The sequence below is a fragment of the Kribbella sp. NPDC104218 genome, from assembly GCF_055584105.1.
In genome coordinates this window covers 1,537,369-1,563,272 of sequence record NZ_JBVJMQ010000002.1, presented here as the reverse complement: position 1 = coordinate 1,563,272, position 25,904 = coordinate 1,537,369, and the positions used below count along the sequence as shown (strand labels likewise).

At 70.2% G+C, this 25,904-nt stretch carries 21 protein-coding genes; 17 read left to right on the top strand and 4 right to left on the bottom strand.

Annotated features, from left to right (window positions below; translation table 11 throughout):
• The first annotated feature begins 14 nt into the window (after positions 1 to 14).
• From ACZ6ZD_RS23140 to ACZ6ZD_RS23100, 9 genes are read left to right on the top strand one after another with little or no spacing between them, the layout of a single operon-like run.
• Positions 15 to 1,100: an ABC transporter substrate-binding protein gene (locus ACZ6ZD_RS23140; protein WP_465675326.1), complete on the top strand. Its 1,086-nt coding sequence runs from the start codon at positions 15 to 17 to the stop codon at positions 1,098 to 1,100.
• Positions 1,097 to 2,212 (top strand): o-succinylbenzoate synthase, encoded by a 1,116-nt coding sequence (gene menC, locus ACZ6ZD_RS23135; protein ID WP_465675324.1) that lies wholly within the window; start codon positions 1,097 to 1,099, stop codon positions 2,210 to 2,212. The genes ACZ6ZD_RS23140 and menC overlap by 4 nt, the downstream gene beginning before the upstream one ends.
• A complete protein-coding gene (locus ACZ6ZD_RS23130) occupies positions 2,209 to 3,579 on the top strand; it encodes a serine hydrolase domain-containing protein (protein WP_465675322.1) in 1,371 nt (456 codons plus the stop codon). The genes menC and ACZ6ZD_RS23130 overlap by 4 nt, the downstream gene beginning before the upstream one ends.
• On the top strand, positions 3,576 to 4,610 hold the full coding sequence (locus ACZ6ZD_RS23125; RefSeq protein ID WP_465675320.1) for a FecCD family ABC transporter permease: 1,035 nt from the start codon (positions 3,576 to 3,578) through the stop codon (positions 4,608 to 4,610). The genes ACZ6ZD_RS23130 and ACZ6ZD_RS23125 overlap by 4 nt, the downstream gene beginning before the upstream one ends.
• Positions 4,607 to 5,668, top strand: a complete 1,062-nt coding sequence (locus ACZ6ZD_RS23120; RefSeq protein ID WP_465675318.1) for a FecCD family ABC transporter permease — start codon at positions 4,607 to 4,609, stop codon at positions 5,666 to 5,668. Before ACZ6ZD_RS23125 ends, ACZ6ZD_RS23120 begins: the two co-directional genes overlap by 4 nt.
• A 17-nt stretch (positions 5,669 to 5,685) precedes the next feature.
• A complete protein-coding gene (locus tag ACZ6ZD_RS23115) occupies positions 5,686 to 6,528 on the top strand; it encodes an ABC transporter ATP-binding protein (protein WP_465675316.1) in 843 nt (280 codons plus the stop codon).
• A complete protein-coding gene (locus ACZ6ZD_RS23110; RefSeq protein ID WP_465675314.1) occupies positions 6,512 to 7,153 on the top strand; it encodes an FMN-binding negative transcriptional regulator in 642 nt (213 codons plus the stop codon). The genes ACZ6ZD_RS23115 and ACZ6ZD_RS23110 overlap by 17 nt, the downstream gene beginning before the upstream one ends.
• Positions 7,150 to 8,619, top strand: coding sequence for an amidohydrolase family protein (locus ACZ6ZD_RS23105; RefSeq protein WP_465675312.1), 1,470 nt, complete (start codon positions 7,150 to 7,152; stop codon positions 8,617 to 8,619). Before ACZ6ZD_RS23110 ends, ACZ6ZD_RS23105 begins: the two co-directional genes overlap by 4 nt.
• A 23-nt stretch (positions 8,620 to 8,642) precedes the next feature.
• Positions 8,643 to 10,280, top strand: coding sequence for a PucR family transcriptional regulator (locus ACZ6ZD_RS23100; RefSeq protein ID WP_465675310.1), 1,638 nt, complete (start codon positions 8,643 to 8,645; stop codon positions 10,278 to 10,280).
• On the opposite strand, the gene ACZ6ZD_RS23095 is transcribed toward ACZ6ZD_RS23100, so the two are convergent.
• Both ACZ6ZD_RS23095 and ACZ6ZD_RS23090 read right to left on the bottom strand, forming a co-directional pair.
• Positions 10,232 to 11,131: a GNAT family N-acetyltransferase gene (locus tag ACZ6ZD_RS23095; protein WP_465675308.1), complete on the bottom strand. Its 900-nt coding sequence runs from the start codon at positions 11,129 to 11,131 to the stop codon at positions 10,232 to 10,234. The two genes, ACZ6ZD_RS23100 and ACZ6ZD_RS23095, sit on opposite strands and share 49 nt — an antisense overlap.
• 135 nt (positions 11,132 to 11,266) lie before the next feature.
• Positions 11,267 to 12,301 (bottom strand): helix-turn-helix domain-containing protein, encoded by a 1,035-nt coding sequence (locus ACZ6ZD_RS23090; protein ID WP_465675306.1) that lies wholly within the window; start codon positions 12,299 to 12,301, stop codon positions 11,267 to 11,269.
• 55 nt (positions 12,302 to 12,356) lie between these two features.
• Between ACZ6ZD_RS23090 and ACZ6ZD_RS23085 the strand changes: the two genes are divergently transcribed.
• The 3 genes from ACZ6ZD_RS23085 to ACZ6ZD_RS23075 all read left to right on the top strand — a co-directional run bounded on the left by ACZ6ZD_RS23085 (position 12,357) and on the right by ACZ6ZD_RS23075 (position 15,173).
• A complete protein-coding gene (locus ACZ6ZD_RS23085) occupies positions 12,357 to 13,334 on the top strand; it encodes an AraC family transcriptional regulator (RefSeq protein ID WP_465675304.1) in 978 nt (325 codons plus the stop codon).
• Positions 13,335 to 13,404: 70 nt separating this feature from the next.
• The gene (locus ACZ6ZD_RS23080) at positions 13,405 to 14,436 is read left to right on the top strand and encodes a hypothetical protein (protein WP_465675303.1); all 1,032 of its coding nucleotides are present in this window, start codon (positions 13,405 to 13,407) and stop codon (positions 14,434 to 14,436) included.
• Complete coding sequence (locus ACZ6ZD_RS23075; protein ID WP_465675301.1) at positions 14,433 to 15,173, top strand: LppM family (lipo)protein; 741 nt, start codon at positions 14,433 to 14,435, stop codon at positions 15,171 to 15,173. The genes ACZ6ZD_RS23080 and ACZ6ZD_RS23075 overlap by 4 nt, the downstream gene beginning before the upstream one ends.
• Positions 15,174 to 15,214: 41 nt before the next feature.
• On the opposite strand, the gene ACZ6ZD_RS23070 is transcribed toward ACZ6ZD_RS23075, so the two are convergent.
• Positions 15,215 to 16,453, bottom strand: a complete 1,239-nt coding sequence (locus ACZ6ZD_RS23070; RefSeq protein WP_465675299.1) for an ROK family transcriptional regulator — start codon at positions 16,451 to 16,453, stop codon at positions 15,215 to 15,217.
• A gap of 158 nt (positions 16,454 to 16,611) precedes the next feature.
• Between ACZ6ZD_RS23070 and mmsA the strand changes: the two genes are divergently transcribed.
• The 4 genes from mmsA to ACZ6ZD_RS23050 all read left to right on the top strand — a co-directional run bounded on the left by mmsA (position 16,612) and on the right by ACZ6ZD_RS23050 (position 21,905).
• On the top strand, positions 16,612 to 18,156 hold the full coding sequence (mmsA, locus tag ACZ6ZD_RS23065; RefSeq protein WP_465675297.1) for a multiple monosaccharide ABC transporter ATP-binding protein: 1,545 nt from the start codon (positions 16,612 to 16,614) through the stop codon (positions 18,154 to 18,156).
• The gene (mmsB, locus tag ACZ6ZD_RS23060) at positions 18,156 to 19,454 is read left to right on the top strand and encodes a multiple monosaccharide ABC transporter permease (RefSeq protein ID WP_465675295.1); all 1,299 of its coding nucleotides are present in this window, start codon (positions 18,156 to 18,158) and stop codon (positions 19,452 to 19,454) included. Before mmsA ends, mmsB begins: the two co-directional genes overlap by 1 nt.
• A 76-nt stretch (positions 19,455 to 19,530) precedes the next feature.
• On the top strand, positions 19,531 to 20,640 hold the full coding sequence (locus tag ACZ6ZD_RS23055) for a substrate-binding domain-containing protein (RefSeq protein ID WP_465675293.1): 1,110 nt from the start codon (positions 19,531 to 19,533) through the stop codon (positions 20,638 to 20,640).
• Positions 20,641 to 20,720: 80 nt separating this feature from the next.
• Positions 20,721 to 21,905: a PQQ-dependent sugar dehydrogenase gene (locus ACZ6ZD_RS23050; protein WP_465675291.1), complete on the top strand. Its 1,185-nt coding sequence runs from the start codon at positions 20,721 to 20,723 to the stop codon at positions 21,903 to 21,905.
• A gap of 28 nt (positions 21,906 to 21,933) precedes the next feature.
• Here the strand turns inward: ACZ6ZD_RS23050 and ACZ6ZD_RS23045 are convergent, their stop codons facing one another.
• A complete protein-coding gene (locus ACZ6ZD_RS23045) occupies positions 21,934 to 22,488 on the bottom strand; it encodes a hypothetical protein (RefSeq protein WP_465675289.1) in 555 nt (184 codons plus the stop codon).
• Positions 22,489 to 22,641: 153 nt separating this feature from the next.
• Between ACZ6ZD_RS23045 and ACZ6ZD_RS23040 the strand changes: the two genes are divergently transcribed.
• The gene (locus ACZ6ZD_RS23040; RefSeq protein ID WP_465675287.1) at positions 22,642 to 25,902 is read left to right on the top strand and encodes a S8 family serine peptidase; all 3,261 of its coding nucleotides are present in this window, start codon (positions 22,642 to 22,644) and stop codon (positions 25,900 to 25,902) included.
• The last annotated feature ends 2 nt before the right edge of the window (positions 25,903 to 25,904 follow it).

The following is a 25,904-nucleotide window of genomic DNA, read 5'->3' as shown; positions in this document are numbered from 1 at the left end:
AAGGAGTGGTCGGAATGAGCAGGCCAACGGCACACGGCGCGGCACGCGTCTACACGCAGAACAGTTTCGGACGCCGTCGCCTGCTCGCCGGGCTCGGCGCACTGGGCGCGGCGAGCGTTCTCCCGGGGTGTACGAACGACGGGCTGAAATCCTCCGGCGCGTCGTCCGGCGCGAGTAGCGCACCCACCAGCAGCACCATCGAGCACGCGTACGGCAAGACCACGGTTCCGCCGGAGCCGAAGCGGATCGTCGCCCTCGGGCAGACCGATATCGACGTCCTGGTCGCCCTCGGCGTCCCGCCGATCGCGGTCGGCGTCTTCAGCGGGGACTGGTACTCGCCGCTGCACCCGTGGAACAAGGACGCCTTCCCGAAGGCGCCGGCCTTCCTCGACTTCGAGGAGTACTCCGTCGAGCAGATCCTGGCCCTGAAACCGGATCTGATCACCGGCGTGATGGGCGGGATGACCAAGAAGGAGTACGACAAACTCAGCGCGATCTGCCCGGTACTGGCCCAGCCGGCCGGGTTCACCGACTGGAACACCCCGATGGACCAGCAGACCCAGATGCTCGCCCAGGCGCTGAACAAGGTTGACAAGGGCAACGAGCTGGTCGACGAGGCGCGCCGGAAGGTGTCCGCGGCCGGCGCCGAGAACACCGGTTTCGCCGGGCTGACGATCGCGCTCGCGGAGCGCTGGGGCGAGACCTACAAGGTGATCGGGCCGTCGACGCCGCGGTCGAAGTTCTTCACCGACCTCGGGTTCAAGACGCTGCCCGAGCTGGACAAGCTGATCGGCAAGGCCTACAGCGCCGACATCTCGTCGGAGAAGCTCTCGCTGGTCGGCAAGGCCGATCTGGTGCTCTGGACGACGGACGGCGGTCAGGTCGAGGCGCTGAAGAAGAACCCGGTCGTCGCCGGGCTCAAGTCGACCAAGGAGGGCCGCTCGCTGTGGTCCACCGGGATGAAGGCCGACTCGGCGTTCTGGGCGATGGACTGGGGGACGGTGCTCAGCCTGCCGTACGCGATCGAGCACGTCGTCCCGCAGATCAAACTCGCGATCGACGGCGCCCCGGACACCAAGGTGGCGAACTTCTCCTCATGACCGGACTGATCGAGACCATCGAGGTCCGCACGGTGCGCCTGCCGTTGCGGACCCCCTTCCAGACGTCGAACGGCGTCAGCACCGAGCGCGAGATCGTGCTCGTCCGGCTGACCGGCGGCGGTGTCGAGGGCTGGGGTGAGTGCGTCGCCGAGCAGCAGCCGACGTACTCACCCGAGTACAGCCGGGGCGCGGCCGACGTCCTCCGGTCGTTCCTGCTGCCCCGGCTGGTCGCGGCCGACGTCCGTTCCGCCTCGGACGTCGCCCCGGCGCTGAGCGGGATCGTCGGGCACCCGATGGCCAAGGCCGCGCTGGAGCTCGCGGTCCTCGACCTGGAGCTCCGGCAGCGCGACATGTCCCTCGCCCGCTACTTCGGCGCGACCAGGACCAGGATCCCGGCCGGCGTCTCGGTCGGCATCCAGCCGTCGGTTCCGGCCCTGCTGGACGTCGTGGGCGGCTTCCTCGACGAGGGGTACCAGCGGATCAAGCTGAAGATCCAGCCCGGCTGGGACGTCGAGCCGGTCCGCGCGGTCCGGCAGCGGTTCGGGGCCGATCTGCCGTTGCAGGTCGACGCGAATTCGGCGTACGACCTCGCGGACGCCGCGCAGCTGCGCCGCCTGGACGAGTTCGGGCTGCTGCTGATCGAGCAGCCCTTGCACCACGACGATCTCTTCCAGCACGCCCAGCTCGCCGAGCTGATCACGACGCCGGTCTGCCTGGACGAGTCGATCGTCTCGGCCCGGGCCGCCGCGGCCGCGATCTCGCTCGGCGCGGCCCGGATCATCAACATCAAACCCGGCCGTGTCGGCGGCTACCTGGAGGCCCGCCGGATCCACGATCTCGCCCAGGCGCACGGGGTGGCCGTCTGGTGCGGCGGCATGCTGGAGAGCGGGATCGGCCGCCGGGCCAACATCGCGCTCGCCGCGCTGCCCGGCTTCACCCTGCCCGGCGACACGTCGGCCTCGAACCGCTTCTACGACACCGACCTCACGGTGCCTGTCACGCTCGAACCGGACGGGCACGTACTGGTGCCGACCGGTCCCGGGATCGGCGCCGCCCCCGATCCGGAGCTGCTGGCCAAGTTCACCGAAGACAGCTGGAGCTACGAACGATGAGTGAACCCACCCTCGTACCGAGCCTCGACCAGGTCGCCGACCGGATCGCGGAGCTGCTCGACGAGCACCAGCTGCCGTCGATCGCGGTCGCGGTTGCCCACGGCAACCAGGTGCAGGCCCGCGGTTTCGGGATGGCCGATCTGGCGGGCCGCCCGGCGACCGGCGACACGCCGTACCTGCTGGCCTCGGTGACCAAACCGCTCGTTGGGACGTTGTGCGTCCTGCTCGCGCAGCAGGGTCTGATCGATCTCGACGAGCCGCTCGGCGACCGGTTGCCCTGGCTCGACGGCAAGAATCGCGCGACCGTCCGTCAGGCGCTCAGCCACACCGCCGGCTTCGGCCGCTACTGGGACTTCGCGTACGGCGAGCCGACGCCCGGGATCGAGCAGGTCGTGCAGCGGTACGGCGTCCAGATCCGCCCGCCCGGCACTCGCTTCGAGTACGCCAACCTCGGGTACGGCGTCCTCGAACCCTGGCTGCTCGCGGCGACCGGCCGGTCGCTGGCCGAGCTGCTGCGGGAGCACCTCTACGAGCCCTTCGGCCTCACCTCCGGCGCCTTCGGTCCCGGCGCGGGCGGGGCGCAGGCGGCGGTGCAGTACACCGCCGAGAAGCTGTTGCCCTACCCAACGATCCACAGCAGCCATTCGGCCGCCGGGATGGCCTGGATGTCCGCCGCCGACCTGGCCCGCTTCGGGCAGTTGCACGTCAAGGGATCCACTGCGTTGACACCCGCGTCCGCGGCCGCAGTACGGCGTCCAGGTGTCGCTCCGGCGTCCGGTGGGCGCCCTGATGTCTACGGCCTCGGGCTGAACGCTCGCTACCCGGACGGCGTCGAGGTGCTGACCCACCTCGGCGACATGTGCGGCGTGGGTACGTCGATCGCCATCCTGCCCGAGCACGGCGTGAGCGTGGCCGCGGTGATCAACCGCACCGGTTCCTGCCTGCAGGCGCGGGCGGCGTGTGAGCTCCTCCTCGACGGCTTGGTGAGCCGGATCGGATCGGGCGACGGCCCGCCGCCGTCCGCCGTCCGCGCGATCGGGGAGTGGGCCGGGTACGCCGAGACGCCGACCGGGCCGGTGCCGCTGCGGCTGGGGGTGTCGGCCGACGAAGGTGCCTGGGTCGAGGTCGCGGACGGTACCCGGACCACGGCCCGCCTCGAAGAGGACGAGTCGTACGACGTGATGTTCGCGGCAGAGGTGCAGTTCCCGACCCCGGACGCGATGCTGGCCAGCCCGTGGCTCGAACTCGCGCTCGACGTCCAGACCGATCGGCTGGTCGGTTCCGCCCGGGCCGTCAAGCACGGCGAGGCGGGCGACCGGGTGGGCAACTGCCTCACCCACTGGTGCGAATTGGAGCGTGTCCAATGAGTACCGAGGTGTTGTCGCCGCCGGTGGTGGTGCACGACGTCCGGCGTCGATTAGTGCTCGGGCTCGGCGTCGCAGCCGCGATTCTGGTCCTGCTGATGGCGTCCAGCCTGGCGTTCGGGGCTGAGCATGTGCCGTTCGGTCAGGTCTGGCGGGCGCTGACGGTCGGGGGTACGGACGCCGACGTGATCGTGCGCGACGTCCGGTTGCCGCGCACGCTCCTCGGCGTCCTGGTCGGCTCGGCGTTGGCCGTCGCCGGCGCGCTGATGCAGGCGCTGAGCCGTAACCCGCTCGCCGAGCCCGGCCTGCTCGGCGTGAACGCCGGCGCCTCGCTCGGCGTCGTGATCGCGATGGCGTACTTCGGGATCGGCGCGCTCTCCGGCTACGTCTGGTTTGCGCTGGTCGGCGCGAGTATTGCGACCGTCGCCGTCTACGCCCTCGGCTCGGCCGGCACTGCCGGTGCTAGCCCGGCCCGCCTGGCCCTGGCCGGCGCGGCCATCACCGCGGCGCTCACCGGCGCGATCTCCGCGATCGTGTTGCTGTCGTCCACGGTCTTCAACGGCTTCCGGGCCTGGAGCGTCGGCACGCTGTCCGGCCGGACGATGCCCGTCGTCGTCCAGGTCGCGCCGTTCGTCGTGCTCGGCCTGATCCTCGCATTGTTCTTGGTCGCCTCCCTGAACGCGCTTGCGCTCGGAGAGGACGCCGCCAAAGGCCTCGGCGCGAACGTTGCCCGGACGCGGCTCCTCGGGGTCGTCGCGACGACCCTGCTCTGTGGCGCCGCGACCGCGGCGGCCGGGCCGATCTCGTTCGTCGGCCTCGTCGTCCCGCATATGGTGCGAACCTTCACCGGCCCCGATCATCGCTGGGTCCTGCCGTACTGCCTGCTCGTCGGGCCGATCCTGATGATCGCCGCCGATCTGGCCGGGCGGCTGATCGCCCGGCCCGGTGAGTTGCCGACGGCACTGGTCACCGCCGTCGTCGGCGCGCCGGTGTTCGTCTACCTGATCCGCCGGCGCCGGATGGCCGGGCTGTGACCGCGCCGCGGGTGGTGCAGAGCGGGCCGGCGATCGCGCGGCTCGCGTACGGCGACTGGTCGGTGCTGTGGCGGCCGCGGGCCGTGATCGCCAGCGGTCTGGTCGTGCTGGCGATGCTCGCCTTCGCGCTGGTCCAGCTGTGCAGCGGCGACTATCCGATGACACCGGGGGAGGTGTTCGCGACGCTGAGCGGCCGCGGCGCGGCAACCCAGGAGTTCGTGATCTACAACCTGCGGCTGCCTCGGCTGCTGACCGCGGCGTTCGTCGGGCTCGCGCTCGGCGCCAGCGGCGCGATCTTCCAGTCGGTGACGCGGAACCCGCTGGGCAGCCCGGAGATCATGGGCTTCACGATGGGCGCCTCGGCCGGCGCGGTGGCCACGGTGCTGGTCCTCGGCGGCCAGGAGCTCGCCGGGATGGGCGGCGCGCTCGTCGGCGGCTTCGTCACCGCGGCCGTCGTCTACCGGCTCGCTTACCGCGGCGGCGGCGTCCAGGGGTTCCGCCTGATCCTGGTCGGCGTCGCGGCGACGGCGCTGCTCGACAGCCTGGTCTCGTACTTGTTGCTCCGGGCCCGCTTGCAGGACGCCGAGGGCGCGTACACCTGGCTGGTCGGCAGCCTGAACGGAGCGGACTGGCAGCAGGTGCAGATCATCGGCCTGACCATCGCCGTACTGATCGTCCCGATTCTTGCTATCGGCAACCAGATGCGGCTACTGGAGATGGGTGACGATCTCGCCCAGGGGCTCGGCGTCCGGGTCAAGGTGACCCGGCGGCGGCTGCTGGTGATCGGCACCGTGCTGTGCGCCGGCGCCGTCGCGACGGCCGGGCCGATCGCGTTCGTCGCGCTGGCCGCGCCGCAGATCATGCGCCGGCTGACCGGCGGCTCGGTCTCGATCGTGCCCGCGGCGCTGATGGGGGCGCTGATCCTGATCGTCGGCGACCTGGCCGCGCAGCGGATCTGGCCCGACACCCAGATGCCGGTCGGCATCCCGACCCTTTGTATCGGCGGCACCTACCTGGCCTGGCTGCTGTACCAGCAGAGCCGTGCCTCCCGACTCTGAGCAGGAACGAGTGAGCCATGACTGACGTTCAGACCGTGCCCGAGACCCAGCCCGGCAACCGCCTGCGCGCCCACGACCTGTCGCTCAAGTACGGCGAGCGGGTGGTCGCGGAGAACCTGTCGATCGACATCCCCGACAACTCGCTGACGATGATCGTCGGCCCGAACGCCTGCGGGAAGTCGACGCTGTTGCGGTCGCTCGCGCGGCTGCTCCCGCCGGACCGCGGCAGCGTCGTCCTCGACGGGCAGGACATCTCCCGGTACCCGTCGAAGGAGGTCGCCCGCCGGCTCGGCCTGCTCCCGCAGACCTCGATCGCGCCGGACGGCATCACGGTGGCCGACCTGGTCGCCCGCGGCCGCTTCCCGCATCAGAAGTTCCTGCGGCAGTGGTCGACGGACGACGACGTGGCGGTCAAGGCCGCGCTGGACCGAACCAACACCACCGAGCTGGCGAGTCGCTTCGTCGACGAGCTGTCCGGCGGGCAGCGGCAGCGCGTCTGGCTGGCGATGGCGCTCGCGCAGGAGACGCCGCTGCTGCTCCTCGACGAGCCGACGACGTACCTCGACATCGCCCACCAGGTCGAGGTGCTGGACCTGTGCGCCGAGTTGCAGGAGAGCGGCGAGCGGACCGTCGTCGTGGTGCTGCACGAGCTCAACCTCGCCGCGCGCTACGCGACCCACCTGATCGCGATGCGCGCCGGAAAGGTCGTCGCGCAGGGCGCTCCGAAGGAGGTCGTGACCCCGGAGCTGATCGAGAGTGTCTACCACTTGCGATGCTCGATCATCGACGACCCGGAGACAGGGACGCCGCTGGTCGTCCCGGCCGCTCGGAGGAGTGTGGATCGTGTACGTCAATCCTGATTTCACCGCCGACACCCGGCAGGCGCACGAGCTGATCGTGCGCTGGCCGTTCGCCGTCCTGGTCTCGATCGAGCCGGAGGTCCGGCTGGCGTTCGTGCCGATCGAGCTGCGTGCGCAGGAGGGCCGGTTCGGGACTCTGGTCGGGCATGTCTCGGCCGCGGATCCGATGGCGGCCGCGATTCGCGCGGGTAGCGAGCTGCGGGTGGCCTTCACCGGCCCGACCGCCTACGTCAGCCCGGCCTGGTACGCCGACGCCGGGCTCCCGACGTACAACTTCGGCGCGGTCGAGGCCGCCGGAGCCGCCGAGCCAATGGACGATCCGCGCGACGTCGAAAGGCATCTGATGACCCTGCTCTCCCAGCACGAGAAGGCTCGTACCGACGAAGGCGACCGCTGGCGGCCGGACCGGTGGGCGCGGGAGCGGACGACGGAGCTGCTGAGCGAGTTGCAGGCGTTCACGATGGAGATCGAGCGGCTCGAGGTGAAGCTGAAGATGGGCCAGAACCGGACGCCGGGCGATCGGGTCGGCACGATCACCGGGCTGGAGGCCGCGAGCCGCGCGCACCTGTCCGAAGCCGCCGCGATGATGCGGATGCGGTACGACGCCGACGGGTGCCCGCGATGAGCGGCCGCGCGGACGTCGCCCTGGTCGGCGGCCGGGTGATCGACCCCGAGACCGGCCTGGACGACATCCGGACGGTCGCCTTCACCGGCGGCGCGATCAGCCACGTGACGACCGAGTTCGTCGCGGCCCGGAAGGTCATCGACGCGACCGGGCTGGTGGTCGCTCCCGGTTTCATCGACCTGCACAGCCACGCGCAGTCGTTGCTCGGTGCTCGCCTGCAGGCGCTGGACGGCGTCACCACCGCGCTCGACCTGGAGGCCGGCCGCTGGCCGGTCGGTCCGGCGATCCGCGCCGCGGAGGACCAGGGCCGCCCGATCAACTTCGGCTTCTCGGCCGGCTGGGCGCATGCCCGGGCCACGATCGCCGGCGGGGTGAAGTTCGGGCCGGACGTCGTCCTGCCCGCGGCGCCCGGCTGGGATCAGCCGTGGTCGAGTCGCCAGGTCACCGAGGTGCTGGACCTGCTCGCGGAGGAGCTGGCCGCGGGTGCGATCGGCATCGGCGTCCTGCTCGGCTATGCGCCCGGCGTGACCCGCGCCGAGTACCTGGATGTCGCCCGGCTCGCGACCGAGTTCACCGTCGGCACTTTCACCCACGCCCGCTACCTGTCCGGGGCCGAGCCCGGGTCGTCCCTCGAAGGCATCCTGGAGGTGATCGCGGCCTCGGCGGCGACCGGGGCGCCGATGCATCTCTGCCATCTGAACAGCACCTCCGGCCGGCAAGCGCCCGACGTGGCCAGCGCCTTGACGACGGCCGCGGCCCAGGGGCTGCACGTGACCGGCGAGGCCTACCCGTACGGCTCGGGGGCGACCGAGATCGGCGCCGCCTTCCTCAGCCCGGAGAACCTGCCGCGACTCGGCATCGACCACTCCGCCGTCCATCTGCTGAACGCCGGCCGGGCGGTTCGCGATCCGGATGAGTACGCCGAGCTCCGCGCCAACCGGCCGGATACCGATGTGATCGTCGCGTTCCTCGACGAGGCCGACCCGGACGACCAGGCGACGCTTCTCGAGACGCTGCTGCTCCCGGACACCGCGATTGCCTCCGACGCGTTCACGCCGTTCCTCGATGCGGCGCCGGTGACCGCCGATCTCTGGCCGGCGCCGTCCGGCGCGGTCACCCATCCGCGCAGCGCGGGCTGCTTCGCGAAGGTGTTCCGCTGGCTGGTGCGCGACCTCGGCGCGCTCACGCTGCCGGACGCCGTCCGGCGCTGCACGCTCATCCCGGCCCAGGTCCTGGCCGCGAGCGCGCCGCAGGCAACGCGGAAGGGCCGGCTGCAGACGGGGTGCGACGCCGACGTGGTGGTGTTCGACCCGGCGCGGTTCGGCGATGTCGCGACGTACGAGCAGCTGGAGGCGTCGCGCGGGATGGTGCATGTCTTCGTGGACGGCGTCCCGGTCGTGCGGGACGGCGAGCTGCAACTCGACGCTCAGCCCGGCCGCCCGATCCTCGGCGCGGGCGCCGGCTGACCCGGCCGGGCCTACCATCGATCATGAGCACCAACGCGAGCTCCGGCCGTGGGCCGACGCTGGGCATGGTTCTGCAGCATCTGGGGCCGATGCTGCTCTCGACCCTGGCCGGCACACCGCACTACCTGACGCCGGTGGGCGGAGTCGTCGTCCACGACCCGAGCGACCCGCCCGCGCTGCCGGCCGGCGCGATCCTGCTCGGGATCGGGGTGACCGACGCGCGCGCGATCGCCGACCTGGTCGAGCTGGCCGATCGGCACGACGCCGCGGCGGTCGTGATCCGGGAGCCGAACGATCGTGGGCTGGTGCTGTCCGACGAGGGGACAGTCGTTCTCGGCGTACCGGCCGGGGTGTCCTGGCAACAGGTGATGGGCGTGCTGACCACGGCGATGCAGTCGGCGCTGCACCCGGCCGACCGCGGGCTCGACGGCCAGGAGGCCGGCGACCTGTTCGGGATGGCCGGAGCGATCAGCGATCTGATCGACGCCTCGATCACGATCGAGGACCGCAACTCGGTCGTTCTCGCGTACTCCGACCATCAGGGCGAGACGGACGCCATCCGGGTCGAGGTGATCCTCGGTCGGCGGACGCCGGACGTCTACGCGGGTTTCGACGAGGAGCGCGGCGCGATGCGGTCGATCCGCGAGTCGCAGCGCCCGGTCTTCCTGCCGCCGCTGGCTCTGTCCGACGGCCGGCAGACGCGCGGGCGGGTGGCGCTCGCCGTCCGGGCCGGGGACGAGATCCTCGGCTTCATCTGGGCGGTGGCCGACAAACCGCTCAGCACCGAGAAGGACGACCTGCTGCTCGACGCGTCCCGGCTGGTCGCGCTGCACATGCTCCAGTTGCGGGCCGGTGCGGACGGCGCTCGCCGGCTACGCACCGACCTGCTGGCGACCGCGCTGACCGGCGGTCCGGAGGCGCGGTCGGCGCTGGACCGGCTGCGGCTGGCCGATCGGCCGCTGATCGTCGTCGCTCTGACCCTGGCCGGAGGAGCGCACGCAGCCGCCGCCGCGCACGTCACGAAGTCGCAGCGGGTGGCGGTGTCGTTCCAGGTCCACCTAGCCGGGAGCTGGGCGGACGCCGCGGTCGCGCTGCTCGACGACACCGTCTACGCGCTGGTGCCGGCTCGGCGTCCGGACACCGCGGTCAGCCTGGAGTACCTGTGCCGGAACTTCGTCGAGCGCACCGCGGACGACGCCGTCGTCGGCATCGGCCGCGTCGTCGAGCACCCGGCCGAGCTGGAGTTGTCCCGCGCCGATGCGGATCGCGCGCTGCGCGTACTGGCCCGGCGGCCCGCCGCGCAGGGGGAGCGGGTCGCCCGCGCCACCGAGATCGAGGCCGAGGCGATGCTGCTGGAGCTGCGCGATCTCGCGCTCGCATCGAAACGCGGGCCGTTCGGCGCGTACGCGCGGTTACTTGCCTATGACGACAATCGCGACTCGACGTTCCTGGTCGACTCGCTCCGGGCCTGGCTGGACGCGCACGGCGACGTGATGGCGGCAGCCGCGGCGACGCACGTCCACCAGAACACCTTCCGGTACCGGCTCAAGCGGCTGTCGGAGATCGGTGAGTTCTCGCTCGAAGATCCGGCGGCCAGGTTCGCCCTGCAGCTTCAGCTGCGCCTCTGGCCGCCGGACTCCGCCGGACGCTCGAGCAAGTAGCACCCGTCCCTGCGGACGTCGACGACCTTCCAGCCGTCGGCGAGCGCCCAGGTCAGCACCGCCCGCAGCCCGGCCCGCCAGGCGCTGGCCGCGCCCGGGTTCGTCTGCCGCAGCCCTTCGATATCGGTCGGAATCTGCAGGGTCAGCGGGCCGGCCGGTGACTCCCCGGCCGGCAGCTCGACCTGCGGTTGACTGCCCTGCGCACGCAGGACGTACGCCGGCTCCCGGTCGAGCACCGTCGGGCGGCGTGGGTAAGGGCGCAGCAGGTTCCAGTTCGCCAGCGCACGGTCGGAGTCGTCGTGCCCGTTCAGAGCGTCGCCCATGTCGCCGTAGAAGTTCTCGAAGTAGCACTCGATATCGGCGCCGAGCCGATGCACGTTCAGGTAGGCGTTGCGGGCGACCAGCGGGTCGAAGGTCCAGGTGATGTTGGTCGCGCCGACACCCAGTGCCCAGTGTCGCTGATGGAGTTTCAGCGCGATCCCCGCGCCCCGGCCGCGCAGCTCGGGCAGCATGCCCGCGATGTGACTGTGCAGCGTCTGTGCCCGCGGCGGCGAGAAGAAGCCCGCGGCTGCGCCGACGACCCGATCACCCACCCGGACCAGCGCGACGTAATTGCCGCTGTGGGCCAGCGCGATCAGCGCTCCCGGCGTCAGCACGCTGCTCTCGCTGTCGTGCCACACCTGGTCGAACAGCTGGCTCGCCGCCTCGCAGTCCGCATGGGTGGTGGCCAGCTCGATCCGCACTCCGGCCTGCTCGGCCGCGTCGTCCGCCAGCACCTTCGCCTCCCGCACCCAGCTGTCCGGAACGAGCACTGAGTCCCCGGCGTCGGGTGCCTTGCTGTCAGCCGTCATCACGTCTCTGCTCTGCCTCTCACCCCTGGGTAGCGGACCCGGCCATCCTCACCGGAACCACCCACCCACCGGCACAGCCCGCCTCACGAATTCCAGCCCCCTCCTTGGGTGAACCGGACGAACCGGTCCAGGCGGCTACTTGTAGGGCTCGAGCCGGCGCTCGATGGCTTTCGCGGTGGCGGCTACTCGGGCTGAGCCGAGCTGGGCGCCCAAGGCTGCGCCGCGCTCGAAGGCGTTGGCGGCCTGCTCGGGTTCGCCGGTGTCGAGGTAGGCGCCGGCCAGCCAGAGGAGGTAGAGCGATTTGTCGCGGCCGCGGGCGTCGTCGTGGGCGGCCAAGGCTCGTTCGAGCGGCGGGATGGCGAGGGCTGGTCGACCGAGGGCGATCCAGCAGGCGCCGGAGATTATGTCGAGGCTGCTGTCGTCCACCCAGTTGATCCAGGGCGGCTCCGGGGTGGAGCGATCTGTGGCCGCGTACGCGTCGCGGGCCGCGTTGAGCGCTGCCTCGGCGCGGCGCGCGTCACCGGCGACGGCGTGCGCCCACGAGGCCCGCGCGTGGACGTCCACCCGGACAAAAGGTGTCGTCGAGCGGTCCAGCGACTCGACCGCTGCGGTGGCTGTGGCCGGATCGGCTTCGAGGTAGGCGAGTAGCGCAAGCGCCTCGCTCACCAGCGGCCGGTCACCAGCGTCGTTCGCGGCCGCCAGGGCGGTCCGATGCAACTTGAGCGCCTCCGGCCGACGGCCGGCGTCATGCGCGGACCAGCCGGCGAGATGGGCCAACTCGGCAACGATCCCGGCGAGCACCTCGCGATGCGGCCCGGCGTCGCGGAGCAGATCAGTTGCCATCCGCAACTCACGCGCGTAGATCGGGTAGGTCTCGTTACCGCCCATGACGTCGTCCAGCCGCCGGAGCGTCTCCGTCCGGGCCCGCAGCAGGTCGAGCTCGGCTGTGCCGATGCGCCCTGCCACCCGTGGCGACGCCGTACCCAGCAGCTGTTCCAGGTCCGTCATCGAGAGCTGGAGCGCCGTGGCCAGCTTGCCCCGGACGAAGGGATGCGGCGCCGCGACCCCGGCCTCCCACCGGGCGACCGTCGTCCGGTCGACGCCCAGTGTGGCGGCCAGCGCCGTCTGACTGAACCCGGCAGCTCGCCGTCGCTGCCCCAGCTCGCTCACGTAACTACTGTAGACCGCACTCTCAGTGACCTCCCGATGCCGGAACATGAGGTTGATGGACGATCGGGCTCCGCTGAGCGGGTACGAAGTGCTGCGGACACGGGACGTCGACGTGGCCCGGCATCGGGTCGGGAAGACTTTCGCCGACCATCGGCTGACGATCAGCCGGGACGCGGAGCTGTTCGAGGCGCGCCACCACGTCGTCCCGCTCGGATCGATGGCGGTCGCCTACTTGGACTACGGCTCCGAGGTGTGGCTGACGCCCGGGCCGATCGACGACATGGTGTTGGTGCATGTGCCGTTGCAGGGCGCGGTCGAGACCTACGGGCAGCGGGAGCGGGTGACGTCCACTCCCGCGATGGCGACGATTGCCCAACCGGACCAGCCGTTCGCGATGCACTGGCAATCGGGCAGCCCGCATTTGCTGGTGCGGTTCTCCGCGACCGAATTACGTCGGCAGCTCGGGCGGATGGTCGCGGCCGACCTGGAGCAGACCCTGCGCTTCAGCCTCGGCCAGGATCTGCGCTCGGAGCGGATGAGCGCCTGGCTGGACGTCGTCCAGCTGGTCTGCCGGCAGGTCGACAGCGGCTCGGATCTGCTCACCCATCCACTGGCCGTCCGCAACCTCGAGCAGCTGATGACGTCTGGTTTCCTGCTGAGCAGTGCGCATTCCGGCAGCGAGCTGCTGCACGGTCCGGGCAAGCCGGCGCCGCCGCGGTGTCTCCGGCTCGCCCTCGATTTCCTGGAAGCACATCTGGCCGATCCGATCACCGTCGAAGAGGTCGCGGCCGCGGCGGACGTCGGCGTCCGCGCGCTGCAAGAGGCCTTCCGGAGGCACCTGGACAGCACGCCGACGGCGTACCTGCGGAACCGTCGGCTCGACAAGGCGCGGGAGGACCTGGTCGCCGGCCGGCCTGGGACGACGTCGGTCACCGATGTCGCGCTGCGCTGGGGTTTCGTCCACCTCGGCCGGTTCGCGGCCGACTACCGGAAGGCCTTCGGCGAGTACCCACGCGACACCCTGCTGCGCTAGCGCGCAGATCGGATGGCCCGGCCGCGCCAAGCGGATAGCCGGGCGGTGGTCACGTTCCTAAAGTCCAGAGGTGCGACCACGATTTCTCGCCCTTGGGCTTGCCCTGCTCCTTGTCAGCGCCTGCGGCGGCAGCAATCCACCGCCGCCCGCGCCGGCCCCGACCAGTACGACGCCAACGGCCGCCCCGGAGTGGACCCGGCCTGAAGGCCTGGCCGTCCTGTCCAAGACCGACAACGGCTACGCCGTCCGGATCTCCGACTGGACGACCGGCGCGATGGTCCAGGATCTGCCGTTCCAGCTGACCGATGGCGGCTTCGAGCCCGCCGTCCGGTCCGATCTCCGGTACGCCGCTCGGCGTAACGGCTACACGAAGATCGAGGTGTACGAACCTCAGTCGGACGTCGGCTACGTGCTCACGGGCACGGTCAAGGACCAGGCCGCGAGTCTCGGCGGCGGCCGGGTCGACCTCGACGACCCGCGCTTCAACCCGGTCACCGGCCGACTCTGGGTGACCGCCACGCCGACCAAGGGCGATGCGTACTACCTGTCGATCGACCCGGCGAAACCGGAGGCCGAGCCGCGCCGGGAAGGCGCCCGGATCTCCGGTCTGCGCCCCTGGCACTGGGGATTCGACAGCAAGGGCGCGCTGGTCGAGACGCCCGAGTGGACCAGGAAAGAGCTCACCGTCGGCGGGAAGACGGGCTACACGTTCACCTACGCGCTGTCCAAGTCCGGCGAGATCGCGTACGCCGGTCTGAGCTTCACGGCCACTCCCACTTACGGCGACGACTCCTACCAACTGCTCGCCGAAGTTGCTCCGGGGGAGTTGCTGTTGCGGCACGACACCGGGCTGGGGGAGGAAGGGGCGCTGCTGCGGGTGCACTTCGACGCTCGTGCCAAGACTGTCCGGCTCGGCGTCGCCGTCCCGGCCAGTGCGGACGACATCCTGTTCCAGGCGCTCTACCCCGACAAGCGCGCCGTCCTGATCGCCACCGAGACCGGCTGGTACCGCGCTCCGCTGACCGGCGCCGGAGCCAAGTCCGAACTGCTGCCGTCCGCCCGGCCCAAGCAGTTCGGTGACGAGGACGAGGTGATCGGGTGAAGCGGGCAGCGGCGGTGCTGATGGCGGTCGTGGCGGTGGTCGCGCTGAGCGGCTGCTTCCGGTACCGCGTGGACGGGAAGATCGACGCCAACGGGCTTGTCAGCGGCTCGATCGTGATCGGCTATCCGGCCGAGTCGGTGAAACAGGACCCCGGGGCGGGCGTCTACGCGGACCTCAAGCGATTCATGACGAAGAACGCGGCCTCGGTCTCCCGGGGATCCGCGTCGGTGCGGCCGATGGACGAGGGGGAGTACCGCGGCTTCCGGATCAGCTTCACCGAGGTCGCGCCGGCCGACTTCGTCCAGCTGATGCGGCACGAAGCGGTGCGCCCGGGGGAGGACGGCGGCGTCACCTACCGCCTCACCCGGCAGGGCGACGAGTTCGTCTTCGACGCGAAGGTTCTGGACGACGTCAAGCAGATCGACTTCCCGCCCGAGATTCTCGAGCGCGCGGACTTCGCCGTCGCGCTGACCTTCCCGGGGCCGGTCGTGTCGTCGAACGGCACGGTGTCGGGCTCCACGGTCACGTGGCGGCCGAATCTCCGCGACGCCCCGCACCTGACGGCGACCGGCCGGATCGCGCGGCCCGCCGACGGCCCGGCCACCGGTGCCGTCCGACCCGGCGATGGGCAGCCCGGCGGGAACGACGTCCTGGCGGCTGCTCTCGCGGGTGGCGCCGGTCTGCTGGTCGTCGCCGGAGCCGGTACTTGGTTACTGATCCGCCGCCGGACGCGGTAACAGTAAACCAAATTGTTTAATTGCGTTGATGAGCGTCGTGATCAGTCCGACAAGAGGGCCGAAAGTTGCGGAGAGTAAACGCTGTGTAGCACCAAGGCGGCGCCGCCGATGACCGCGGAGTCCGGGCCGAGGGGGGAGAGGGTGACCTCGAGCGGCCGGACGTGGCGCGACATCGCGCGGGTGGCGACCGCGCGGCGGACGGCCTCGGCGTACCGGTCGCCGATGTGCCGGATGCCGTGGCCGCCGAGGACGACGAGGTCGACGTCGGTGATGTTGACGACGTTGACCACCGCGGTCGCCACGTAGTCCGCGGCCTGGGCGAGGACGCCGGCGGCCAGCGGGTCGTCGGCCGCGGCGGCGTCCAGGATCGCGCGGATGTCGACCAGGCTCGGCTGGGCGTGGAAGCGCCGGGCCAGCGAGCTCGCGCTGCCGGCGATCAGGCGGCGATGCGTCTCGGCGACGATCGCGGCCGGGCGCGCGACCGTCTCCAGGCAGCCGCGGTTCCCGCAGTAGCACTCCAGGCCGTCCGGGACGACGGACACATGGCCGAACTCGGCGCCGTTGCCCGAGCCGCCGCGGTACACCTGCTGGTTGAGGATCAGGCCGCCGCCGATCCCGGTGCCGAAGAAGAAGTAGGCGAGGTTCGCGACACTCCGCCCGGCGCCGGCCCAGCGCTCGCCGATCGCGGCCGCGGAAGCGTCGTTGTCGAGCGTGACGTCGAGCCCGGTCGCGTCGCCCAGCAGCTGCTTGACCGGCACGCGGTTCCAGTGCGCCAGCTGGGGCGGGCTGACGACGGCGCCGTCGTCCAGATCGATCGGGCCGGGGCTGGCCAGCCCGAGGCCGAGAACGCGCTCCGGGTCGACGTCGGCCAGCCGGACGACCTCCTCGACCAGGCCCGCCATCGCGGCGATCACCTCGGCCGGCTCCGCGCCCGGCGGCGTCGGGAGCCGCCGGGTGACGAGCGGCTGACCGAGCAGATCCACCGCCACGCAGGCGAGTTCGGCCGGGTCGAAATGGACGCCGATCGCGCAGCCGGCGTCGGCGTTGATCCGGAGGATGGTGCGCGGCTTCCCCGAGGTGTTGACGCGGCTGGCGCCGTCCTCGCGGACGATCCCGTCGTCGAGCAGCCGGCGGACGATCCCGGAGACGGCCTGCGGGGTCAGACCGGTGTGCTGGGCGATCTCCTGACGGCTGATGCCGTCGGCGTGCTGGATCTGCTCCAGCACCACGGCCTGGTTGTACCGCCCGACTTTCGGGAGATTCGTACCTGCTTGTCGCACCGATGAGCCTCCAGATCACTGTCTTACGCCAGTCTCTCCCAGAGCGTTGACGAAGTAAATCAATTGGATTTACAGTCCAGCCCACAGGCTGTAACCCACCCGACATCCGGAGAAGTGATGCCCATGCGATGCCTCACCCGTGGCGCGGAGCTCAGATCATGAGCGCCGCACCGGTCTTGCTCGAGATGCGCTCGATCACCAAGACCTTCCCGGGCGTGAAGGCGCTGGCCGATGTCAACCTCGTCGTCCGCGAGGGTGAGATCCACGCGATCTGCGGTGAGAACGGCGCCGGCAAGTCGACGCTGATGAAGGTACTCAGCGGCGTCTATCCGTACGGTGACTACAGCGGTGAGATCCGTTACCGGGGCGAGGAAGCCCGGTTCGGCGACATCCGGGCCAGCGAGCAGGCCGGGATCGTGATCATCCACCAGGAGCTCGCGCTGATCCCGGGGATGTCGATCACCGAGAACATCTTCCTCGGCAACGAGCCGCGGACCGGGCTCGCGATCGACTGGAAGACCGCGCAGCGCCGGGCGCTGGAGCTGATGAAACTGGTCGGCCTCCGCGAGGACCCGGACGCGCTGGTCAAGGACATCGGCGTCGGCAAGCAGCAGCTGATCGAGATCGCCAAGGCGTTCGCCAAGGACGTCAAGCTGCTGATCCTGGACGAGCCGACGGCCGCGCTGAACGAGTCCGACTCCCAGCAGCTGCTGGATCTGCTCCGCGAGTTCAAGACCCAGGGCATCACCTCGATCATCATCTCGCACAAGCTGAACGAGATCGAGGCGATCGCCGACTCGATCACGATCCTGCGCGACGGCAGGACGATCGAGACCCTGGACGTCAAGGCCGACGGCGTGAACGAGGACCGGATCGTCCGCGGCATGGTCGGCCGGGACATGGAGAGCCGGTTCCCGGACCACACGCCGAATGTCGGCGAGATCTTCTTCGAGGTCCGCGACTGGACGGTCCGGCACCCGATCGCGACCGACCGGCTGGTCTGCAAACACGCCAACTTCTCGGTCCGCCGGGGTGAGGTGGTCGGGTTCGCCGGCCTGATGGGCGCCGGGCGCACCGAGCTGGCGATGAGCCTGTTCGGCCGCTCCTACGGCACCTGGCTGAGCGGCCAGGTCTTCAAGGACGGCCGCGAGATCAAGCTGCGGACCGTGTCGGAGGCGATCGAGCACGGCCTGGCCTACGTCAGCGAGGACCGCAAGGCGATCGGCCTGAACCTGCTCGACGACATCAAGACCTCGATCGTGGCCGCGAAACCGGCCAAGATCGCGCGGCACGGCGTCATCGACGAGGTGGCCGAGCACCGGGTCGCCGAGGACTACCGCCAGGAGCTGCGGATCAAGACGCCGTCCGTCGACGAGGGCATCTCCAAGCTGTCCGGCGGTAACCAGCAGAAGGTCGTGCTGGCCAAGTGGATGTTCAGCGATCCGGACCTGCTGATCCTGGACGAGCCGACCCGCGGGATCGACGTCGGCGCCAAGTTCGAGATCTACGGGATCATCAACCGGCTCGCCGAGCAGGGTAAGGGCGTCGTGGTGATCTCGTCGGAACTGCCCGAGCTGATCGGCCTGTGCGACCGGATCTACACGGTGTTCGAGGGCACAATCACCGGTGAGGTCGCGCGCGCGGACGCCGATCCCGAACGCCTGATGAAGCAGATGACCACTACGAAGAAGATGCCGGTGTGATGAGCGGACTCCAAGACCTCAAGAAGAACCTCTTCGGCGGAACCACCTCCGTCGGGCGCCAGTTCGGCATGATCTTCACCCTGGTGGCGATCATCTTGCTGTTCGAGGTGCTGACCGACGGCCTCACGCTGACCTCGGGCAACCTGATCGCGGTGGTCAGCCAGTACTCCTACATCCTGATCCTCGCGATCGGGATGCTGATGGTGATCGTTGCCGGACACATCGATCTGTCGGTCGGCTCGGTGGCCGCCTTCGTCGGGATCGTGGTCGCCAAGGCGATCCAGAACTTCGACCTGCCGTGGCCGCTCGGGATCGCGCTGGGCCTGGTGGTCGGCGCGCTGATCGGCGCCTGGCAGGGCTTCTGGGTCGCGTACGTCGGCGTCCCGGCCTTCATCGTGACGCTGGCCGGCATGCTGCTGTTCCGCGGCGGCAACCAGTTCATCGGTAACGCGGACACCGTCCCGGTCCCGGAGGGGTTCCGGACGATCGGCGCCGGCTACCTGCCCGAGGTCGGGCCGGCGACCGGCTACAACAACCTGACCCTGCTGCTCGGCCTGATCGCCTGTCTGGCCGTCGCCTGGCGCGAGTGGCGCTCCCGCAAGACCCGGCAGGAGATGGGCGCCGAGCCCGCGCCGCTGTGGATCTCCGGGCTGCGGCTGGCCGTGATGGTCGGCGTCATCATCTTCGCCACGCTGCGGTTCGCGGGCGGCCGGGTCGGCACCAGCCTCCCGGTCTCGGGCATCATCCTGATCGGCCTGGTGCTGATCTACTCGTTCTACACCCGCAACACGGTCTCCGGCCGCCGGATCTACGCGGTCGGCGGGAACGCCCGCGCCGCCGAGCTGTCCGGCGTCAAACTGCAGCGGGTCAACTTCTTCGTGATGATGAACATGGGCATCCTGGCCGCCCTCGCCGGGATGATCTTCGTCGCCCGCTCGGCGGCGTCCGGCCCGCAGGACGGCCTCAGCTGGGAGCTGGACGCGATCGCGGCCGTCTTCATCGGCGGCGCGGCGGTCTCCGGCGGTCTCGGCACGGTCAGCGGCTCGATCGTCGGCGGTCTGGTGATGGCCCTGCTGAACAACGGTCTGCAGCTGATGGGCGTCGGCGTCGACCTGGTCCAGATGATCAAGGGCCTGGTACTGCTGTTCGCCGTCGCGATCGACGTCTACAACAAGAGTCAGGGCCGATTCTCGATCATCGACTCGATCACCCGTCCGTTCCGTCGCGACGAGCCGCCGGCCGCGGTGCCGCCGGCCGCCGCGCCGCGGCCGACGGACAAGACCCCGGCCGCCGGCTGAGGCATCCCCCGAACGCCGCGAGGGCGGCAACTCCCGCCAGGCTCAGGCTGGCGGTAGCTCACGAAAGGTATTGAAGATGTCCAAGTTCCTCACCAAGGCGGTCGCGGTCGGTGCCGCTGCCGTGCTCGCCCTCGGCGCCGCGTCCTGTGGCAACAACCGCGAGGGCGAAGGCCAGACCGGCGACGCGCCGGCCAAGGGTTTCGCGGCCGACTCGCTGATCGGCGTCGCGCTGCCGTCGAAGACCTCGGAGAACTGGGTGCTGGCCGGTGACCTGTTCACCAACGGCCTGAAGGAGGCCGGTTTCAAGTCCGACGTCCAGTACGCCGGCGCCTCGACCACCGTCGCGGACCAGCAGGCCCAGATCTCGGCGATGGTCACCAAGGGCGCGAAGGTCATCGTGATCGGCGCGACCGACGCGGCCCAGCTGTCCACCCAGGTCAAGCAGGCCAAGGAGGCCGGCGCCGTCGTCATCGCGTACGACCGCCTGATCACCAACACCGGCGACCTGGACTACTACATCGCGTTCGACAACTTCAAGGTCGGCCAGCTCCAGGGCCAGGCCCTGCTGGACGGGATGAAGGCCAAGAAGGCCACCGGCCCGTGGACCGTCGAGCTGTTCTCCGGCTCGCCGGACGACAACAACTCCGCGGTCTTCTTCAACGGCGCCATGGACGTCCTCAAGCCGCTGATCGACAAGGGCGAGGTCGTCGTCGGCTCCGGCCAGAAGGAGATCAAGCAGACCGCGATCCAGGGCTGGAAGGCCGAGGGCGCCCAGCAGCGGATGGACTCGCTGCTGACCTCGACCTACACCGGCGCCAAGACGCTGGACGGCGTCCTGTCCCCGAACGACACCCTGGCCCGCGCGATCCTGACCTCGATCAAGGGCGCCGGCAAGCCGACCCCGATCGTCACCGGCCAGGACTCCGAGGTCGAGTCGGTCAAGTCGATCATGGCCGGCCAGCAGTACTCCACGATCAACAAGGACACCCGCAAGCTGGTCGCCGAGACCATCACCATGGTCAAGGCCCTGCAGACCGGCGGTACCCCGACGGTCAACGACACCGAGACCTACAACAACGGCACGAAGGTCGTCCCGTCCTTCCTGCTGCCCCCGGTCATCGTGACCAAGGCCAACGCGGCCGAGGCCTACGCGAACGACCCGAAGCTCTCACCGCTCACCAAGTAGTCTCGTAACACCCCTCGAGGCGCCCGTCTGGTTTCCAGGCGGGCGCCCTCGTCGTCGCTGCCTACCTGCGAGGTTCTCCGATGACCGCACCAGTCCGCCGTACCGTCGCTCTGCTCGCCGCCGCGACGCTGCTCAGTGCCTGCTCGACCGACGGCCAGCTCCCGGCGACCCCGAACGCCTCGGCGTCCGGGCTGCGGATCGAGACGGTGGCGGGTGGGTTGGAGCACGGGTGGGATCTGGGGTTCTTGCCGGATGGCAAGGTGCTCGTGAGCGAGCGGCGGGGCCGGCTGTCGCTGGTGTCCTCGACGCAGCCGGGGGCGCAGGTCAGCCAGGTGCGGGCCGACTTCGGCGACGTGCTGGCGGCGGGGGAGGGCGGGCTGATGGGGATGGTGCTCGAGCCGGACTTCGCGCGGACGCGGCAGTTCATCACCTGTCAGACGTACCAGGAGAACGGCGCGGGTAAGGACGTTCGGCTGATCCGCTGGCGGCTCGCTCCGGACGGCGCGAGCGCGGAGCGGGTCGGCGTCCTGCTGTCCGGGTTGCCGATCGCGCGGGGCGGCGGGCGGCATTCCGGTTGTCGGCCGACCATTGCCGCGGACGGCGCGTTACTCGTCGGGACCGGTGATTCCGCGATCGCGGCGCACCCGCAGGACCGAACCAGTCTGGGCGGCAAGGTGTTGCGCCTCGACCTGCGGACAGGCGATCCGGCCAAGGGGAATCCGTTCGCCGGGGCGGCGAACGCCAACGAGCAGCGGGTTTACAGCTACGGTCACCGCAACGTGCAGGGCGTCGCCGTCCGGCCCGGCAGCGGCCAGGTTTTCACGGCCGAGCATGGTCCGGATCAGAACGACGAGGTCAATCTGATTGCCCCAGGGCGCAACTACGGCTGGGATCCGGCCCGCGGTGGTACCGAGGACAGCTACGACGAGAGCGTCCCGATGACCGATCTGAAGCGGTTCCCGGACGCCGTCCCGGCGATCTGGGAATCCGGCGAGACGACCGAGGCGATCTGCGCCGCCGCGTTCCTGACCGGATCGCAGTGGGGTGAGCTGGACGGCGCACTGGTCGTCACGGCGCTCAAGGGCGCCAAGGTGTTGCTGTACAAACTGGATGCCGACGGCAAGGTCTTGTCCGTCACGACCCCGCCGGAGTTCAACACCGCCTACGGCCGGCTGCGCGCCGCGCGGACCGGCCCGGACGGCGCTCTGTACGTCACCACCTCGAACGGCGACGACGACAAGCTGCTCAAGATCACCCCAGCCTGAGGCGGCCGCCGGAGCGGCCGCCCCGGTGTCAGGAGACGACGATCTGAGCGGTCTTGGTGGTCTTGGTCTCACCGGTCTGGCCGCCGCAGAAGGTGATGTTGTAGGTGAAGGTGTAGGTGCCGGGCTTGGCGTAGGTGTGCGGGTCGGACGGCTCGTAGGTCTGGGTGCTGGTCTTCTCCTTCGTGGCGCCTTCGCAGACGACGCTGCCACCGTCAGCGCCGCCCGGCTGCGTGCCGTCCCCGAAGTTGTAGTCGGAGCCCAGGCTCAGGTCGACCAGGTCCGTGTCGTCCGGCAACGGCTTCTTGTCCTCGGCGCCGAGCGGCACCAGCACGGTCCCCGCGACGGTGATCTTCATGGTCAGTTCGCGGCCCTTGAGCGTCGGCGTCAGCGTCACGTCAGCCGTTCCCGGCGTCGGCTTGTTGGTCGCCGGTGCGCTGGTCGAGTTGCTCGGCTGGGCCGCCGGCTTGTCGTCGCCGTTGTTGCACCCGGCAACGAACACGGCGGCCAGCACACCGGCGCCGATCAGCGCGGCGCCCGCGCGGAGTTGTTGTACGGGCAGGTTCTTCAGCAGTGTCTTGGTCATCACGGAAACGGATCGTAGCGTCACAAAGGGTTAAAGGGGCTGTGCGCAACGATCGGCCGCGGAAGCGGAGTCCGAACTCCTCGAAGGTTCTCGTGCAACCCCTGGCCGGGGTGACCCAGTAGGTCAGGCCAGGACTAGCGATGGGAGAACCTCGTGGTATCTGTGCGCCAATGGAGGATTGGTGTCGCCGTACTCGCCGCCCTGGGGTTGAACGCACCGGGAGCCGCAGCCGCACCGCCACCGGTCGCGGCCAAGGAGCCGGCCGCCGTTCAGGTCACGCTCCTCACCGGGGACCGGGTAACGGTGCAGGGCGGTGAGCTGGTCGGTGTCGAGCCGGCCAAGGGCCGCAAGCGGACCGGGTTCCGGACCTTCCGGGACAAGGACCGGTTGTACGTCGTCCCGGCCGACGCCGAGCGCGAGATCGCGAGCGGCCGGCTGGATCGCGCGTTGTTCGACGTCGCCGGGCTGATCAAGGCGAAGTACGACGACAAGTCGACGATGTCGATCCCGGTGCTCGTCACCTACTCGGGTCAGGCGCCCGAGGTCCAGGGGGCCGAGGTGACGCGCCGGCTCGCCAAGGCGTCGGCGCTCAAGGTCGGCAAGGACGACGCCGCCGGGTTCCTCGGTGCTGCGCTGGGCGCACGCGCGTCCGGCGTCCAGAAGATCTGGCTGGACGGCAAGCGGAAGCTGACGCTCGATCGGTCGGTCCCGCAGATCGGCGCGCCCGCGGCCTGGCAGGCCGGCTACACCGGCAAGGGGGTGAAGGTCGCCGTCCTGGACGGCGGGATCGACGCCTCGCATCCGGACCTGTCGACCCGGGTCGCCGGCGCGAAGAACTTCACCGCGGATCCGGACGGCGACGGCAACGGGCACGGCACCCATGTCGCCTCGACGATCGCCGGGACGGCGGCCGCCTCGGGCGGGAAGTACCGGGGCGTCGCGCCCGACGCGACGCTGTACGACGGCAAGGTCTGCGACAACTTCGGCGACTGCCAGTACTCCGCGATCATCGCCGGGATGGAGTGGGCGGCGACCGAGGTGAAGGCGAAGGTCGTCAACGTCTCGCTCGGCGGCCTGGACTCGCCGGGGATCGACCCGATCGAGGAGACGGTCAACCGGCTGTCCGCGGCGACGGACTCGCTGTTCGTCATCGCCGCCGGGAACGAAGGCCCGGGTACCGGCACGGTCGGCTCGCCGGGCAGCGCGGAGGCCGCGCTGACCGTCGGCGCCGTCGACGCGCAGGACCAGCTCGCCGAGTTCTCCAGCCGCGGCCCGCGCGTCGGCGACGAAGGCATCAAACCCGATGTCACCGCACCTGGCGTCGGCATCGTCGCGGCGAAGGCCAAGGACGCCACGATCGGGACGCCGGTCGGCGACCACTACCTGGAGCTCGACGGGACGTCGATGGCGACGCCGCACGTGGCCGGCGCCGCGGCGCTGCTCGCCCAGCAACACCCGGACTGGAGCCCGGCCACGTTGAAGGGCGCGCTGATGGGATCCGCGAAGCCGGCCGCCGATCAAACCGTCTTCGAGCAGGGCGCGGGCCGGGTAGATGTTGCCAAGGGCATCAAACAGACGGTGGTCGCGGAGCCGAGCAGCTTGTCGTTCGGCGTCGCCCGGTTCCCGCACGACGACGACGTACCGATCGTGAAGACTCTCACCTACCGCAACACCGGTGCCCAGCCCGTCACGCTCGATCTGGCCGCGACCCTGACCGGCCCGAACGGCGCGGTCGGCTCGATCGGCCTGAGCGCGCGGACCCTGGTCGTGCCGGCTCGCAGTACTGCGGACGTCGCGGTCACCGTCGTCACCAAACACGACGGGCCGGACGGCGGCTACACCGGACGCGTCACCGCGACCGCCGGAGAGCTGTCGGTGACGGCCGCGGTCGCTGTCACCAAGGAGATCGAGAGCTACGACCTGACCGTCAAGTCCACCGGTCTCGACGGGAAGCCGTCCGGCCCGCTCGGTGCGATCACCAACGTCGACACGGGCGTGTCGTACTTCCTCGGCAACGGCGAGCAGGAGCAGGTGACCTACCGGCTCCCGAAGGGCCTGTACAGCGTCGAGGTCGCCCGGGCCGATCCGGACCCGAACGATCCCGAGCGGTACCGGTTCTACACCGTAGTCCAGCCGGCGCTGCAGCTGACCAAGGACACCGTCACCGATCTCGACCTGCGGATCGCGAAACCCGTCAAACTCACCGTCCCGCACCGCGATGCCCTGCAGGCCTTCGGCCTGGTCGGCTACCAGCGCACGTCCGCGAGCGGCGACTACACCTTCGGCTCGGCGATGGCCGTCTGGGACAACGAGACCGCGTACTCCGGTCAGATCGGACCGGCGCTACCGCCGAAACAGCTGACTGGTCAGGTCGCGACGTACTGGGCCAAGCCGTCGGCGCCCCGGCCCGGGTTCTACAACTCGCCGTACCTGTACGCGACGCTGGACGAGCAGCCCGGCCGGTACCCGACCGGCTTCACGCGGAACGTCAAGACCGCTGACATGGCGCGCATCGACCTGCAGCTGAACGCCATCAGCACCGACCGGCAGTACTGGGTCTTCTTCAAGGGGGCAGGCCGCTACACCAACAGCGGGCTCTCGGCCGGCATCCCCTTCGACCAGCCGGCGACGACCACGGCGTACGTCGAGGCCGCGCCGGTCAGCTGGTCGAGCCAGATCGGCGACCGGAACAGCGACGGCGACCACATCGGCTTCGTCCGGCGTCCGGTGCGAACCTACGAAGCCGCCAAGTGCTATCGGGAACGCAATTACGCCGCTGTCTTCGCTGCGTCCCCGACGTACGCCGGGCGCACCGGCAACGACCTGACGGTCTACCTGGCCGGCTGGACAGATGCCGATGGCAACCTCGGCAGCATGCTCTCGAACTCCGCCTCGAGCAAACTCCTGCGCAACGGCCAGGTAGTTGCCGAGTCGCCCTTCTTCGGCACCGTCGAGGCCACGAACCTGCCCCCGGGCAAAGCCAAGTACACCGTCGAGACGTCGACGACCCGCGACTCCTACTCGTTCGTCAGCACCCGCACCGACCTGCGCTGGACCTTCGAATCCGACACCACCCCCAAGGAGACCCGCTTGCCGATCGTCGGCCTGCGCTACCAGCCGAACGTCGACCTCCGCAACGCCGTCGAGCGGACGCCGATCTCCGTCCTCCCCTTCACCGTCTTCACCCAGCCCGGCGCCCCCGTCCCCGCCCTCCGAACCGTCACCCTGGACATCTCCGGCGACAACGGCAAAACCTGGCACCGAGCCACCGTCACCCCCCAAGGCGCCGACAAGTACCAAGCCACCTTCCCAACCCCCGAGAACGCCGCATCCATCTCCCTGCGCTCCCAAGTCATCGATGCCCAAGGCAACAGCACCGAACTGACCACCCTCAACGCCTACACCCTCAAGTAACC